At 64.8% G+C, this 13,409-nt stretch carries 13 protein-coding genes; 4 read left to right on the top strand and 9 right to left on the bottom strand.

Going from position 1 to position 13,409, the window contains the following annotated elements:
* Positions 1-22: 22 nt before the first annotated feature.
* Positions 23-1,009, top strand: a complete 987-nt coding sequence (locus AC6I9R_RS19580; protein ID WP_461428457.1) for a 2-hydroxyacid dehydrogenase — start codon at positions 23-25, stop codon at positions 1,007-1,009.
* Positions 1,006-1,953, top strand: coding sequence for a hypothetical protein (locus AC6I9R_RS19575; protein WP_461428458.1), 948 nt, complete (start codon positions 1,006-1,008; stop codon positions 1,951-1,953). The genes AC6I9R_RS19580 and AC6I9R_RS19575 overlap by 4 nt, the downstream gene beginning before the upstream one ends.
* On the opposite strand, the gene AC6I9R_RS19570 is transcribed toward AC6I9R_RS19575, so the two are convergent.
* Positions 1,950-2,585, bottom strand: coding sequence for an alpha/beta hydrolase family protein (locus AC6I9R_RS19570; RefSeq protein WP_461428459.1), 636 nt, complete (start codon positions 2,583-2,585; stop codon positions 1,950-1,952). The genes AC6I9R_RS19575 and AC6I9R_RS19570 overlap by 4 nt on opposite strands.
* 177 nt (positions 2,586-2,762) lie before the next feature.
* On the opposite strand from AC6I9R_RS19570, the gene AC6I9R_RS19565 reads away from it, so the two are divergent.
* Complete coding sequence (locus tag AC6I9R_RS19565; RefSeq protein ID WP_461428460.1) at positions 2,763-5,273, top strand: GcvT family protein; 2,511 nt, start codon at positions 2,763-2,765, stop codon at positions 5,271-5,273.
* Between the two features lie 110 nt (positions 5,274-5,383).
* Here the strand turns inward: AC6I9R_RS19565 and AC6I9R_RS19560 are convergent, their stop codons facing one another.
* Positions 5,384-5,935, bottom strand: coding sequence for a dihydrofolate reductase family protein (locus AC6I9R_RS19560; RefSeq protein WP_461428461.1), 552 nt, complete (start codon positions 5,933-5,935; stop codon positions 5,384-5,386).
* Between the two features lie 309 nt (positions 5,936-6,244).
* Here AC6I9R_RS19560 and AC6I9R_RS19555 point away from each other — a divergent pair, with 309 nt between their 5' ends.
* Positions 6,245-6,508: a hypothetical protein gene (locus tag AC6I9R_RS19555; protein ID WP_461428462.1), complete on the top strand. Its 264-nt coding sequence runs from the start codon at positions 6,245-6,247 to the stop codon at positions 6,506-6,508.
* On the opposite strand, the gene AC6I9R_RS19550 is transcribed toward AC6I9R_RS19555, so the two are convergent.
* The 7 genes from AC6I9R_RS19550 to AC6I9R_RS19520 form a co-directional block, all read right to left on the bottom strand.
* Positions 6,501-8,300 carry a patatin-like phospholipase family protein gene (locus AC6I9R_RS19550; protein WP_461428463.1) on the bottom strand — a complete coding sequence of 600 codons (1,800 nt, stop codon included), beginning with the start codon at positions 8,298-8,300 and terminating at the stop codon, positions 6,501-6,503. The two genes, AC6I9R_RS19555 and AC6I9R_RS19550, sit on opposite strands and share 8 nt — an antisense overlap.
* A gap of 107 nt (positions 8,301-8,407) precedes the next feature.
* The gene (locus AC6I9R_RS19545) at positions 8,408-9,085 is read right to left on the bottom strand and encodes a DUF938 domain-containing protein (RefSeq protein ID WP_461428464.1); all 678 of its coding nucleotides are present in this window, start codon (positions 9,083-9,085) and stop codon (positions 8,408-8,410) included.
* A complete protein-coding gene (locus AC6I9R_RS19540) occupies positions 9,085-9,537 on the bottom strand; it encodes a hypothetical protein (protein ID WP_461428465.1) in 453 nt (150 codons plus the stop codon). Before AC6I9R_RS19540 ends, AC6I9R_RS19545 begins: the two co-directional genes overlap by 1 nt.
* On the bottom strand, positions 9,534-9,989 hold the full coding sequence (locus AC6I9R_RS19535) for a hypothetical protein (protein ID WP_461428466.1): 456 nt from the start codon (positions 9,987-9,989) through the stop codon (positions 9,534-9,536). Before AC6I9R_RS19535 ends, AC6I9R_RS19540 begins: the two co-directional genes overlap by 4 nt.
* Before the next feature lie 74 nt (positions 9,990-10,063).
* Positions 10,064-11,140: an NAD(P)/FAD-dependent oxidoreductase gene (locus AC6I9R_RS19530; protein WP_461428467.1), complete on the bottom strand. Its 1,077-nt coding sequence runs from the start codon at positions 11,138-11,140 to the stop codon at positions 10,064-10,066.
* A gap of 439 nt (positions 11,141-11,579) precedes the next feature.
* Positions 11,580-12,662 carry a BMP family ABC transporter substrate-binding protein gene (locus AC6I9R_RS19525; RefSeq protein WP_461428468.1) on the bottom strand — a complete coding sequence of 361 codons (1,083 nt, stop codon included), beginning with the start codon at positions 12,660-12,662 and terminating at the stop codon, positions 11,580-11,582.
* Positions 12,659-13,408 (bottom strand): ion transporter, encoded by a 750-nt coding sequence (locus AC6I9R_RS19520; protein ID WP_461428469.1) that lies wholly within the window; start codon positions 13,406-13,408, stop codon positions 12,659-12,661. Before AC6I9R_RS19520 ends, AC6I9R_RS19525 begins: the two co-directional genes overlap by 4 nt.
* Between the last annotated feature and the right edge of the window lies 1 nt (position 13,409).

Raw genomic sequence — 13,409 nt, 5'->3', positions numbered from 1 at the left:
ATCCACAAGGCGGAGCCCACAGATGCCATCTCAGCGATTAAGTGTTGTCGTTACGCGACGGTTGCCCGAAGCGGTGGAGACGCGGATGAGCGAGTTGTTCGACGTGGAATTGCGCGAAGATGACCGCCCGATGACCCGGGAAGAGCTGGTCGCGGCGATGAAACACGCCGATGTTCTGGTGCCCTGCATCACCGACGTGATCGACGGCAGCATGCTGGCCCAGGCGGGCGAGCGGCTGAAGTTGATCGCCAATTACGGCGCGGGGGTGGACCATGTGGATGTCTCTACGGCGCGGCAGCGGGGCGTTTTGGTCAGCAACACGCCGGGGGTGATGACGGACGACACGGCGGATATGGTCATGGCGCTGATCCTCGGCGTGCTGCGCCGCGTGCCCGAGGGCATGGCGGTGATGCAGGAAGGCAATTGGGCCGGATGGGCGCCCACGGCCTTCATGGGCGGGCGCGTTGGCGGCAAGCGATTGGGCATTCTGGGCATGGGCCGTATCGGCCAGGCGGTCGCAAAGCGGGCGGGAGCCTTCGGGATGCAGGTGCATTACCACAACCGCCGCAGGCTCCATGAGGATATCGAGGGCGCGCTGGAGGCGACCTATTGGGAAAGCCTCGACCAGATGATCGCGCGCATGGATGTGGTAAGCGTGAACTGCCCCCATACGCCGAGCACGTTCCATTTGATGAATGCGCGGCGGTTGAAACTGATGAAGCCGGAGGCGGTGATCGTGAACACCTCGCGCGGTGAGGTGATCGACGAGAATGCGCTGACGCGGATGCTGCGTGGCGGGGAGATCGCGGGCGCAGGCCTGGATGTCTTCGAGAAGGGGCGTGAGGTGAACCCGCGCCTGCGAGAGCTGTCAAACGCGGTGCTTCTGCCGCATATGGGGTCCGCAACCCGCGAGGGGCGGGCTGAAATGGGAGAGAAAGTCTTGATCAATATCAAGACCTTCGCCGATGGGCATCGGCCACCTGATCTGGTGGTGCCGAGTATGCTGTGAGCGGGCGCGAAGAGCCGCCGCTGCGCGCGCCGCCCGCGCCTGAACGCCCCGTGTTGCAGGGCGAGCGGCGGGGAGGCGACAAGACGCGCGGCGGGGTGAACCCCGCCCTCCGGGGTATGTTGTTTGCCGTTGCGGGCATCATCTGTCTGGCAATCGGCCTGCTGGATCTGGCGCGGGGCGGCGGGGTGAACCCCGCCCTTCCACCGGCGGTCAGCGCGGCGGAAGACATCGCCGTGGTCACGGCCGGGGTCTACGTATCACTCCGCGCGATCAACGCAGCCCTGTCGGCGGCGCAGGAGGTCGAGATTGGGGCTTCCATCGGCGCGCAGGCCTCGCTGCAGCCGTTGAAGGTGCTGGAGCCGGTCGATGACACTGTGGAGCGGGTGGCCGACGTGGTCTTTGCCGTGGCGGCGGGTGCTGCTTTGGCGACGGTCGGGCTGGAGCCCGTGGCGGCGATTGGCCTGGTCGTGCTGGGCGTGGGCCTTTTGGGCATGGGTGGCGCGGCGGTGATGGGCCAAGGCTCCGTCGCGGCGGCAAGCTTGCGGGCCGTACGGCTGGGCGCGGCCCTGGGATTGGTCTTGCCGCTGGTCTTTGCAGGCGGCGTCTGGCTGGGAGAGCGCGCGACCGCGCCGCAATGGGACGCGGCGATGGCGCAGTTGGAACAGGTGACCGGCGAGGCGCGGGTGCTGATCGGCGCGGGCGAGGAGGAACTGCTGGCTGACCCAGAGGATGGCGGCTTGTTCTCGGGCTTCCTGACCGCGCTGACCGACGCGACGACATCGGTGCAAAACTACGTTGAGGCGGCCGGGGTGTTCACTCAGCAGGCCGACGCGCTGTTCAGCGCGACCCTGACGATCATCGGGATCTTCGTTCTGCGCACGCTGGTGCTGCCCGCGCTACTGCTGTGGTCCGTCATGGCGATGCTGCGCAAGAGCGTGGGCTAAGGCGGCCATTGGGCGGGAAGACGCCCCGAGGCAATGTCGCGCTGGACGATGGGGTAATAGTCGGTGGGCGAATGCAACGCCTTTGACGATCCGGCCACGGCCTTCATGATCCGGGACGAGCCGACATAGCGGTAGCCGAACTCATAGGGGGGCGCGGCCTGAATGAGGTCTTTCTCATAGGTGATGTTGAGCACCCATCCCTCTTTCTTGAGCTTGGCAGAGCCTTTGCGCGGGCGCGGCGCGGCCAGTGAAAGGGTCGGCACACCGTAAAACGCGCCGAGGATTTGCGCCGATGCGCCGCCCAGGGAATGGCCGATGATGCGCTTGGGTTTCCAGCCGTTGAGCGCAAGATAAAGGATGCGCGCGTGTTTGGCGAAACCGCGATACCACTTGGCGGTGCCGACGGAACTCTCCAACTCGGCCCAGCCTATTTGCGAGCCCAGAACGGTGCCGAATTGCAGATTGAAGCTCCACCAATCGTTTTTGGCGTTGGTGCCGGGGATTAGAAGGGAGTGATCGGACATGATGTAGGCCTGCACGCCTTGGGTGTTGATCACATCAGTGGCCCCGTGGAGGGGGTGGCCCGTCTCGTAGATCGGCGCCATGCGGGCGGTTTCGGCCAGAATATCCATCAAAGGGGCCTTTTTGTCTGCGGTGCAGGCATCATGGCGGCGGTTAGGGGACCTGTCCAGCGGCACGCTTGGGCGTTGAATGTCGCTTTCTTGCGGCTTTCGGTCGGCTGGGCGAGGCGTTTTGGGTTGCGGTAAGGCAGGTAGGGATAGGATTCCATCTGAGCCGGAGCGCGCGCCATGAAGACCAATGTGAAAGCCCTTGTTGTTGGCGGCGGCGCCGTTGGAACCTCGATCGCGTATCATCTGGCGAAGGCGGGGTGGGACGACGTGGTGCTGCTGGAGCGGGATGAGTTGACCAGCGGCTCGACCTGGCACGCGGCGGGGTTGCTGCCGCTGTTCAACATGTCCTTCGCCACGACGCATATCCACGACTACTCGGTCAAGTTCTACAAAGAGCTGGAGGCCGAAACCGGCCTGAACGCGGGCTTCGCAGTGGTGGGCAACCTGCGCATGGCCCAGACTGACGCGCGCATGGATGAATACATGCTCTATGCCTCGACCGCCGAGACGGTGGGTGTGCCGTTCGAATTTCTCACCCCGGAAGAGATCAAGGAACGTTGGCCCCTGATCCGGACGGAGGATTTGAAAGGGGCGCTTTATCATGCCACGGACGGCTACATTAACCCCGCCGATGTTACCATGGCGATGGCCAAAGGCGCGCGGCAGCGGGGTGTTGCGATTGAGCGGAAATGGCAAGCCGATGCTTTCGCGTGGAACGGCTCCGCGTGGGAGGTGACCTGCACCAAGATGGTGGAGAAGGGCGGGAACCTGGTACCGTCGGACGAGCAGATTGTCATCACCGCCGAGCATGTAGTGACGGCCAGCGGCAACCACGCGCAGCGCACGGCGCAGATGCTGGGGATCAAGATCCCCGCGATCCCGGTGGAGCATCAGTTCATCGTCATGGATCAGGATCCGGCGCTGGTTGCGTGGCGCGGAGAGGGCAATGGCGAGCATCCGGTGATCCGCGATGCCGATGCGCAAAGCTACGTGCGCGAGGAGCGCGGCGGTTGGATCCTGGGCGTCTACGAGAAGAACGCGCCGGCCCGGTTTGAATACGGCGTGCCCGATAGTTTCCGGGCCGATCTCTTCCCGCTCGATCTGGAGCGGATCGAAGCGCAGTACATGGCGATGATTCACCGCATTCCGTCTTGTGAAGAGAGCGGGCTGAAGGACGATTTCAACGGCCCGATTTGTTATACGCCCGACGGCAACCCGCTGGTGGGCCCCGCGCCGCGGATGAAGAACATGTGGCTGGCCGAGGGGTTCAGCTTTGGGATCACCGCCGCCGGTGGCACTGGCTATTACCTGGCGCAGATGATGGTGGAGGGCGAGGCCGAGATCGACATGGCCTCCCTCGACCCGCGGCGGTACGGCGATTGGATGACAACGGAATATGCCGCTCGGAAAAACGAGGAGTGCTATGACCACGTCTATATCCTGCACCACCCCGATGAGGAGCGGCCCGCTTGCCGCCCCCTGAAAACCGCGCCGTCCTATGACCGGATGAAGGCACGCGGCGCGCAATTTGGCTGCGTGAACGGGTGGGAGCGGCCGAATTACTTCGGGCCGCTCGATGCGCCGTCGAACTTCGATGAGGAGGCGCGCAGTTTCCGGCGCGGGGCCTGGTGGGAATATGCCAAGGCCGAGGCCGAGGCGGTGCGCAATGCGGCGGGTCTGATTGATGCGACGGCGTTTACCAAACACAAACTGCGCGGGCCGGGGGCGGAGGCGTTCCTGGATTGGTTCACCACCAACAAGCTGCCCAAGGTCGGGCGGATCAACCTGACCTATGCGCTGACGGCGGCGGGCACGACACGGACGGAATACACGATTGTGCGGCTGGCAGAGGACACGTTCTACCTGGTGAGTGCGGGCGCTTGGCAGGCCTATGACAGCGATTTCCTAGCCCAGGCGATCAATGACAATGTGCATCGGTTCGGGCCGATGTGGCTGGATGATTGCACCGGCCAGCACGGGGTGTTCGCGATTGCGGGGCCAAACTCTCGCGCCGTGTTGCAGGAGTTGGTGCGCGATGCGGAACCGGAAAGCGTGCTCAGCAACAAGCGGTTTCCTTGGCTGTCCGCGCGCAAGCTGGAGCTGAAGATGTGCCCGGTCAATGCGATCCGCGTGGCCTATACGGGTGAGTTGGGGTGGGAGCTGCATCACCCGATGGAGATGCAGAACTACCTGTTCGATCAGTTGATGGCGGCCGGAGAGGCGCACGGGCTGAAATTGGTCGGTGCGCGGGCGCAGAACTGGTTGCGGCAGGAGAAGTCCTACCGCGCGTTCGGGACCGAGTTGGGCCGCGACGCGACGCCGCTGGAGGCGGGGTTGGACCGGTTTGTGGACCTTGGCAAAGACTTCCACGGCAAGGATGAGATGCTTGCCAAGGGCATCCGGAGCAAGTGTGTGACCCTGTTGATCGACGGCCCCGCCGATGCGGACCCTTGGGGGCGCGAGGCACTGGTTGTGGATGGCGAAAAGGTCGGCCGGTTGACGTCGGGCGGGTATTCAGTCGCCTTCGGCAAGCAGATTGGCATGGGCTATGTGCGGCCAGATCTGGCGGAGGTGGGGACCAAGGTGCAGGTGCGCATGTTCCGGCAGTTATTCGACGCGGTGGTCGTGGAAGACAGCCCCTACGATCCGAGCAACGCAAGGATCCGGGTGAACGCGCCGGGCATGTGACTGGGGACGGGGGAGACGCTGGTCTGCGATCTTTTGCATGGCAAAAGACACAAACCTCGCCCCTCCCACCGTCCCGTAGGCGCGCGATTTTTCAGGTCGCGATGGAGCAGCTAAGAGGAGGTTGCGCGAGCCCGATCGGCCTCAGCGAAGCTGAAGGCCTGGAACAGCAGCCCGCCGCCGTAGTCGGTTTGTGACATCAGCGTCATGGCCCCTTGGGGCACGGTGTCAGAGAAGAGGGGCACCCCGGAGCCGAGGACCACCGGTGCCCGTTTCAACGATAGGTGGGTGAGGTGGCCCGAGGCCGCGACGGTACTAGCCAACCGCCCGCCACCGCAGAGGTAGATCGGACCGGGCGCGGTTGTGCGCAGGGCGTCCAGGCTGCTCAGGTCCCGCCAGACCTCAACGTCGGTCCCAGGCAGGGACAGGCTGGAAGAGACGACGATGGCGCGCATCTGGGGATAGGGGTTTGCGCCCAGGGGAAGGCCCTGGCTGAGCCCGAACTCATAGGTCGCACGGCCCATGAGGACCGTGGTGTAGCTGGCAAGGCGCGCGAGGTAGTCTTCGACGATCTGGCCGGAATGGGGGAAGGCGGAAACGTCCGAGTTGGGGCCCGCAATGAAGCCGTCGGCGGAAACCGCCACGTCATATATGATGGGTTGCATGGAAATGCTCCGAAAAAAGAATGCCTGGGCACGCGGGTTCGGCGTGCGGATTTTTGCTTAGGCAGACTTGTTCATCGGCGTAGTCCCTCTGAGAGAAGAATTCCAACAATACAAGGCTCTGGCGGGGCTGTCCAGAGCTGTGCCGCAGCGTCCACGTCGCCAGTGCCACTTTTTTGAGCAAATCCGCCGGACAGCTTTTGCCGCTAATCCCGCAAACTCCGGGTGCTGCTAGGCCGGGGGCGGGGCAGCGCTTACCAAGTGTTCTTGCAACGGGGCATCCCAAGAACGAGCAACTCAAAGGACACGAAAATGAAACGATCCAGCCTGACCCTGGCCGCGCTTTTGTTGGCGCTTGGCGGCCCAACCTTTGCGCAGACCGCCTGTGAAACCGGCTTTACCATCGGCGCAGATGGTGACTGCGAGGCCGTGATGGAAGAGACCACGACCTTGACCACGACCGAGCCTGATCCCGACAACCCCGGCGGCACCATCGAAGTCGAGGTGACGCCGGAGCCTGAGCCCGAGCCGACAACGGATCCCGATACCGAAACGACGGTTGTGGCGGTTAACTGACCACTGCGCGGCGGAGGGCGGCCATGGCAGTTGAGCCGTCTGCGTCTTCCGCCGCGAACACCTCAAGCGCGTGTTTGTACGCCATCTCGTAGAACAACTTGTGCTGGCTCCAGGCCAGAAAGCCCGCGCCTTTCAGGCCGGGCGGGCGGATCATCAGATCTGTGGGGTTCAGGTCGGACAGCATATCGGATTGACCCACCAGCAACGAGCGCATGACCGTTGGGATCACGCCGGGCACGCGGGGCGGCGTTTTCGCAAAGGGGTTGAGCGTTTGGCGCAAAAGCTGCCCCCGCCCCGGCAGCCGCGCGTAATCCACATGGATGACCTTGTTGGTGGCCCGCTGGACGTTGACCACCACGTTGGGGCCCGTCTTGAACCCATGCATGGTGCGAAACGGCATGTTGTCGATGCATCCGCCGTCCACCAGCATCCGCCCGTCGCGGGCAAAGAACGGGGGCAGCACGCCGGGAATGGCCGACGAGGCGCGGATCGCCTCCCACAGCGGGCCGCGGGTGATCACGGTCTTGTCCATCGCGGAAAGATCTGCGGCCACGGCGTAATAGGGCATCCAGAGGTCTTCGATGGGCTCGTCGCCGTAGTGTTCCAGCAGGGCCGCATCCAGCACCTTGTGATCGAGGAACGCGAATTTCGGCACGGTGATTTTGCGCATCGCGCCGGAGCGCACGAAGATCTGCTCGACCCTTGGACCAATCTCTTCCGCCGGAACCCCGAGCGCGATCGCGCCGCCCATGGCAGAGCCGACGGAGGTGCCGCCGACGATGTCGACGGGCAGGCCCAACTCACTCATCGCGCGGTAGACGCCCACATGGGCCACGCCAAAGGCGCCGCCCCCGGACAGCACAAGACCCACGGCGCGCCCGGCCAGGAACCGGCCCAAACGCGCGATGTCGGCATCGCCGCCGGTCAAAGCCACATGGTGGTGCAGGAACACGGGCCGGGTATCGAGCCACCGCCCGGTGCCCGGTGCGCGCTGCATGCGGTGTGGGTGCAGCAGGACCAGACGGCGCTGGCTGTCGGGCAGAATCTCTAGGGCGAAGGCCTCCAAATCGGACGGGTCGCGGTAGTTGATGGCTTGGGCCACGATCACGGCTTGGTCGGCCTGTTTCAACGCCGCCTTGGACCAAGGGCTGGCGTCAGGATTGGCCACGAAAAGCACGATCTGGGCGTTCTGTTCCTGGGCGTTGAGCCAGGCGATAGCCTCGGGCGTGGTGGGGTCGGCCTGAGCGCCCATGGCCTCTGTGAACGCGGCCTCGGTGACGAGGGCGACGGAGTGATGGGCCTCAATCGCTTTGGTCAGGTCTGGCACGAAACGCTCGGGCAGCGGGGCGTCGGCGGCGGGCAGAATGCAGAAGGTGCGCGCGGGCGGGCGGCCCGGATCAGGGGTGACCCGGGCCGAGGTGGCGGCGAGGCGCGCGGCCAGTTCCGCCGCGATGGCCTGGGGCAGCCCGTCGACCTCTGCACAAAGGGCGTCATAGGTGGGGCGGTCGATGCGGTAGACGATGCTGTCGCGCGCGGCTACGACATCCGCCGTGCGCAACGATCCGGTCAGAAACGCGATCTCCCCGATCACCGAGCCTGCGCCGATCTCGGCCAGGTCCACGCCGTCGCGCTCTACCCGAAAACGACCGGAAAACACGAGGTACATCGCCTCGGCGGGGGAGCCCGAGGCGATAAGCCTGTCCCCGCGTTCCACCGGCGTCTGAGACAGCCGCGCCAGTGCGGGGCCTTGCAGCAGGTCAAACAGGCCTTCGGGCGCAAAATCGCTTTGCATCAAGTGTCTTTCCGGGTCGCAGCAATAAGGGGCAGGGCGCAGGCAAAGGCGCGGTGCGGGAATTTAACGATACTAAACACGGGATTAGATAAAAGCGAAACGTAACTTTACGTTGCGTCGTTTGCCTCTGTCCTGGTGGCCGTCAGCAGGAGGTTATTGGCAGGCATCTCCTGCGGGGCATCGGCAATGAGGCCTGCGTTTTGCCAATGTCCCAGCACCCAAGCGACATCCTTGTAGCCTGCGCCGGGGTTTTCGACCTTAAGGCGGGCATTGAACGCCGCGTCGCCTTGGGACGTTGTCTGGCCGTCCCGCAGGAACGGCCCGTAGACGACAGCGCGCCCGCCCGGGCGCAGGGCACGGGCCATTTCCAACAGGCAGGTTCTGGCCGCGTCATCGGGGACAAGGTGCAGAAGGTTGGCGAGGCAGATCAGGTCATGGGGCCCGTGCTTGGCCGCCCATCCCGCGGTGCTGGCATCCAGGTGCATCGGCGCGGCGATGTTGGGGGAGGGTTCCGCCGCCATCCAGGCCGCAATGGAGGCACGGCGCGCCGGGTCCGGATCCGTGGGGTTCCAGTGCAGGCCGGGCATCGCCGGGGCAAAGCGGATCACATGCTCGCCCGTGCCCGAGGCGATCTCTAGGGCCGTGCCTGTGGCGGGAGCGATTCCCGCAAGCGCCGCCGTCAAGGCATCCCGGTTGCGCAGGGCGGCGGGCGCACTAAGGCGCCCGTCGTCGTAAGAGGGCGCAGAAGCGTAGGCAGAAGGTTCGCCCGCAGCTTGGTGGGCCATCAGTCGTCCTGCATCAGGATCTGAAGCGCGCCAGATGCCGACATATGTGCCATGAACGCGTCCATCATGCCGCAATTGGCCACGATCTCCTGGGCTTGCTCATCGGTGAGGCCTTCAGGGTTTTCGATGTCGCCGCCGCCCATCAAGACCTCTTCCGCCGTGATGGTGTCGAGCTGTGCTTCCATCTGCGAAACCATGTCCGCCATCGCGGGCTCTCCCACGCGGTCGACGAAGCCGTCGTACATACACTGGTAGGCGGTGCGCAGGCCGTCGGACCATTCGGCAGAAGGCATATTGCCCTCTAGCGCCGGGGTCTGGGCGACCATGGCGTCGAACATCATGCCGTTCATGGTGACGGCAACGGCTTCCAGCCGCTCGAACGTCGATTGAGCTGCGACTGGAAGGGCCAAAAAGGTGACGGCGGTGGCCAGAGCCGTGGTGGTGCGGATCATTGGCTTTGCAACGCTTGCATGGCGCCGGATTCGGCCAGGCGCTGCATCTGCAGCTCCAACAGGCCGCATTCGGTGTTGATCTGCTGGACCTGGGCGGCGGTCAGGCCCTGGGGCACGCCCGCGCTGAAGGTGCCGTCCAGAAGGTCCGAGGGGCGGGCGCGGGCAATGGCGGTCTCAAACTCCACCAGCATCGCTTCAACGCCGTCTTCGCCCACGGCGCGTTCATAGTCACGCAGCGCGCAGCGGCCTGCGCGCCGCTCAGGCCGGCCCCAATCGGCCGAGGGCAGGATGCCCTGCAACACGGGATATTGGGCGGCGAGGCCCTGGTAGGTGAGGGTCGTCATCTGCTCGCTCAACGCTTCAAACCGGTCGAGTTGTGATTGGGCAGAGGCGGCGAAAGGTAGAATCATCAACGTGCAGGCAAGGCCCGCCGCGAGGAAGGGTCGAGACATGGGGTTCTCCGGGTTATGCGTTGGGGCAAGGATAGGGCCGTTGCGGCTAAGTTCCAAGTTCGGGGTTTCCTGACCTATCGAAAACGTGACGGCGCTAGCGCTTGGATGGTGGCCCTGTCCAGCGGCGACGGCGCGCCAGCGACCAGGTCTGCCAGAAGTTGGCTGGCGGCGGGCGCGGTCTGGAAGCCGTAACCGCCCTGGCCCGCAAACCACAGGAAGGTGGGCTCTGCGGCATCGGGGCCGATCACAAGGCAGCGGTCGGGCGAAAAGGTTCTGAGGCCTGCCCAGGTTGCCGTGACGCGCGTGACCTCTTCGGTCACGAAGGGCTGGTAGCGCGCGATGCCCTCGGCCAGCACCATGTCGTCGGCAAAAGCGTCATGGGGCGTTGTGGGGTCCTCTTCAGCCGGAGATACCAACCAGGCGCCCGCGTCAGGCTTGGCATACCACGTCTCACCAGCTCCGATGAGCATCGGCCAGGCGGAAACGTCGTGCCCGCCGGGCGCAGGCATCCGCGCCATGGAGCGGCGGAGGGGCGTGAGGCCAAGGGGAGCGACGCCCGCGAACGACGCGATCTGGTCGGCCCAGGCACCAGCGGCGTTGACGATGTGGCGGGCGTGGAGCGTTTGGGTGAGCGTCGTGACCTCCCACCCGTCAGGGGTGCGGGTGATGGCCGTGACAGTTTGACCTGTGTGCACCGCGCCCTTGGCGCGAATGGCGCGGGCGAAATGCTGCACCATGCGGTCGGTGTCGATGTCCCAGGCGGCCTCATGGTGGGCGGCCCGGGTGATATGCGCGGTGTCGAGGATGGGGACAAAGGATTGCGCCTCGGCGGGCGTGATCTCTTCCAGATCCATGGCGGCAATGTCGCGCGCCATGGCGTCATCCTCGCCCGGGCCTGCGAGCATAAGAAGGCCCCGCGGCGACAGCAGACCGCCATCGAGCGTATTGTGGTCCTGGGCCGAGGCTTTGCTTAGGGCGACGGTGACGGGATGGCCATAATTGGCCTCAAACAGCGCGGCAGATCGGCCCGAGGCGTGATAGGCCAGCGCCGGTTCGGCTTCCAGGAGGCAGGTCGTGCCGAGCGATGAAAGGCGGGCTCCGGCGGAAGCGCCCGCGATGCCACCGCCGATGATGAGGAAATCGTAGGTCATGGGCCAAGAGGTGGCACGCAGAGCCTGGCCCGACAAGGGGCCGCCTCGCACGACGCGCTGCCGCGCGTCTTTGCCTCGGCGGCGGGGGCGCCCTCGGCCCGCTGCGCGGCCCTCGGGCGCAGGGCTTGGCTGCGGTTCTGCCTCACACCCAAGCTGGTATTCCTAGGGCCGACCACGGATTTGAGTTTTCTTGGCAAGATGAAACATGGAGCGTGGACGGGGTGCCTTCATCTTGCCCGTACAACTCCGGGGTTAGGGGCAGAGCCCCTAGAAAGGCTGCCCCTGAGACCAACCCAAGATCTCACACGCCGCCGTCGCCTCCCGCGCGCGGCAGCATGGCCGGGCGAGGGCCCCAACGGGGCTTGAGCCCGGCCATTTCCCTCTCGGACGAGAAGAGCCCGCCGGAGGGCGGGCTCTTCGATGTTCGACATTCCGAAGATCAGTTAGGGACTTCGCCGGTGATGCCTTCGACATAGAAGTCCATCCCCGCCAATGTGCCGTCATCGGCCACTTCGCCGTCGCCGAGCCAGGCGGTGCCGTCCTGGCGGTTGATCGGGCCGGTGAACGGGTGGTAGTCGCCGGTCTGCATGCCTTCCATCAGCGCCGTCGCAGAGGCGCGGACCTCTTCGGGGATCGCGTCGGTCATCTCGCCGATCAGGACCATGCCTTCGGTCATGCCTTCCCAGGTATCGGACTGCTCCCAGGTGCCCTCCATCGCCTCACCGACGCGGCGCACATAGTAAGGCCCCCAGTTGTCGATGATGGACGAGATCCGGGGCGCGGGCGCGAACTGGATCATGTCGGAGGCTTGGCCAAACGTGTACACATTGCCCGCTTCCTGAGCCGCCGCCTGGGGCGCGGTCGAATCCGTGTGCTGCATGATCACGTCTGCGCCCGCATCGATCAGCGCCTGAGCAGCAGCCGCTTCTTCCGCCGGGTCGAACCAAGTGTAGACCCAGACGACGCGGAATTCGACATCGGGGTTCACTTCGCGCGCGTGCAGGTAGGCGGAGTTGATGCCGCGGATAACCTCGGGGATCGGATAAGAGGCGATGTAGCCCACGATGTTGCTTTCGGTCATGTGGCCCGCGATGTGGCCGATGACGGCGCGGCCCTGGTAGAAGCGCGCGGAATACGTCGACACGTTCTCATGCTCGCGCAGGTAGCCCGTCGCATGCTCGAAATAGACATCGGGGAACTGGCCCGCGACGGCATTCGTCGCTTCGCCGTAACCGAAGGACGTGGTGAAGATCATATCGGCGCCGCCCAGGACCATCTGCTGGATCACACGCTCGGCATCCGCACCCTCGGGCACGCTTTCGGCAAACACCGTCTCGACGTCGTCGCCGTAAGCCTCTTCCACGGCAAGACGGCCCTGGTCATGGGTCCAGGTCCAGCCATAGTCGCCTATGGGACCGACGTAGACAAAGCCGACCTGGAACGGGTCGTCCTGGGCCATAGCAGAGCCCGCAAGGCCCACGGCCAGCGCGGCGCTGGTCAGAAGTTTGGTTGTCAGTTTCATGTTTCATCCCCTGTTGTTGGATTTTCAGTGTCTTGGTTTGTGCCGTCTGCGGGGCGGGCCTCGGTCAGGGCCGCCGTCACAAGGCCTGCGGGCACGGCGATGATGCCGATGCCGATCAACATCACGAGGCCGGTGAAGATCCGCCCCCCTGCCGTGATCGGATAGACGTCGCCGTAGCCCACGGTGGTGAACGTCGCGATTGCCCACCACAGGCTTTCCGGGATCGAGGAAAAGCCCTCGGGTTGGGCTTCATGCTCGAAATGGTAGATGCCCACGGCGGCCAGATAAAGGGCGACGCAGGCAATAAAGAAGAAGATGGCGAATTCCGCCTTGGCCTGGTTCAGGGCACGGGCGATGCGGTCGAGCGCGCGGTTGGCCTTGAACAGTTTCAACAGCCGCAGGATGCGCAAAAGCCGGATGGCGCGGATGGTGGCGAAGTCCGGCAGCAGGAACACCAGCGCGGGCACAATGGCCAGGAAATCCACAATGCCCCAGAAGCTGAAGGCATATTTCAGCGGATGCTCGGAACAGGTCAGGCGCAGGCCGTATTCCACCACGAAAAGCGACAGGATCGCGATCTCTGCGCCGACGAGGAAGGCGTTCATCCGAGGCGAGAGGTCCGGCATCGTCTCCAGCGCGATGACAACCGCCGAGGCGCAGATCAGTGCGTAGATCGCCAGCGCCACGCCGCGCCCGACGCGGGGGTGGGTGCCGTCCATGATGTCGATGATATCAGACCGTTTCATC

It is taken from the genome of Gymnodinialimonas sp. (assembly GCF_059726805.1).
This window is presented reverse-complemented; position numbering and strand designations above follow the sequence as displayed.

Bases quoted from the DNA above. Each gene is read 5' to 3' on its own strand.
- AC6I9R_RS19580 (WP_461428457.1), top strand. From the start codon at position 23: ATGCCATCTCAGCGATTAAGTGTTGTCGTTACGCGACGGTTGCCCGAA.
- AC6I9R_RS19570 (WP_461428459.1), bottom strand. From the start codon at position 2,585: ATGGATATTCTGGCCGAAACCGCCCGCATGGCGCCGATCTACGAGACG.
- AC6I9R_RS19565 (WP_461428460.1), top strand. From the start codon at position 2,763: ATGAAGACCAATGTGAAAGCCCTTGTTGTTGGCGGCGGCGCCGTTGGA.
- AC6I9R_RS19560 (WP_461428461.1), bottom strand. From the start codon at position 5,935: ATGCAACCCATCATATATGACGTGGCGGTTTCCGCCGACGGCTTCATT.
- AC6I9R_RS19555 (WP_461428462.1), top strand. From the start codon at position 6,245: ATGAAACGATCCAGCCTGACCCTGGCCGCGCTTTTGTTGGCGCTTGGC.
- AC6I9R_RS19550 (WP_461428463.1), bottom strand. From the start codon at position 8,300: ATGCAAAGCGATTTTGCGCCCGAAGGCCTGTTTGACCTGCTGCAAGGC.
- AC6I9R_RS19545 (WP_461428464.1), bottom strand. From the start codon at position 9,085: ATGGCCCACCAAGCTGCGGGCGAACCTTCTGCCTACGCTTCTGCGCCC.
- AC6I9R_RS19540 (WP_461428465.1), bottom strand. From the start codon at position 9,537: ATGATCCGCACCACCACGGCTCTGGCCACCGCCGTCACCTTTTTGGCC.
- AC6I9R_RS19535 (WP_461428466.1), bottom strand. From the start codon at position 9,989: ATGTCTCGACCCTTCCTCGCGGCGGGCCTTGCCTGCACGTTGATGATT.
- AC6I9R_RS19530 (WP_461428467.1), bottom strand. From the start codon at position 11,140: ATGACCTACGATTTCCTCATCATCGGCGGTGGCATCGCGGGCGCTTCC.
- AC6I9R_RS19525 (WP_461428468.1), bottom strand. From the start codon at position 12,662: ATGAAACTGACAACCAAACTTCTGACCAGCGCCGCGCTGGCCGTGGGC.
- AC6I9R_RS19520 (WP_461428469.1), bottom strand. From the start codon at position 13,408: ATGAAACGGTCTGATATCATCGACATCATGGACGGCACCCACCCCCGC.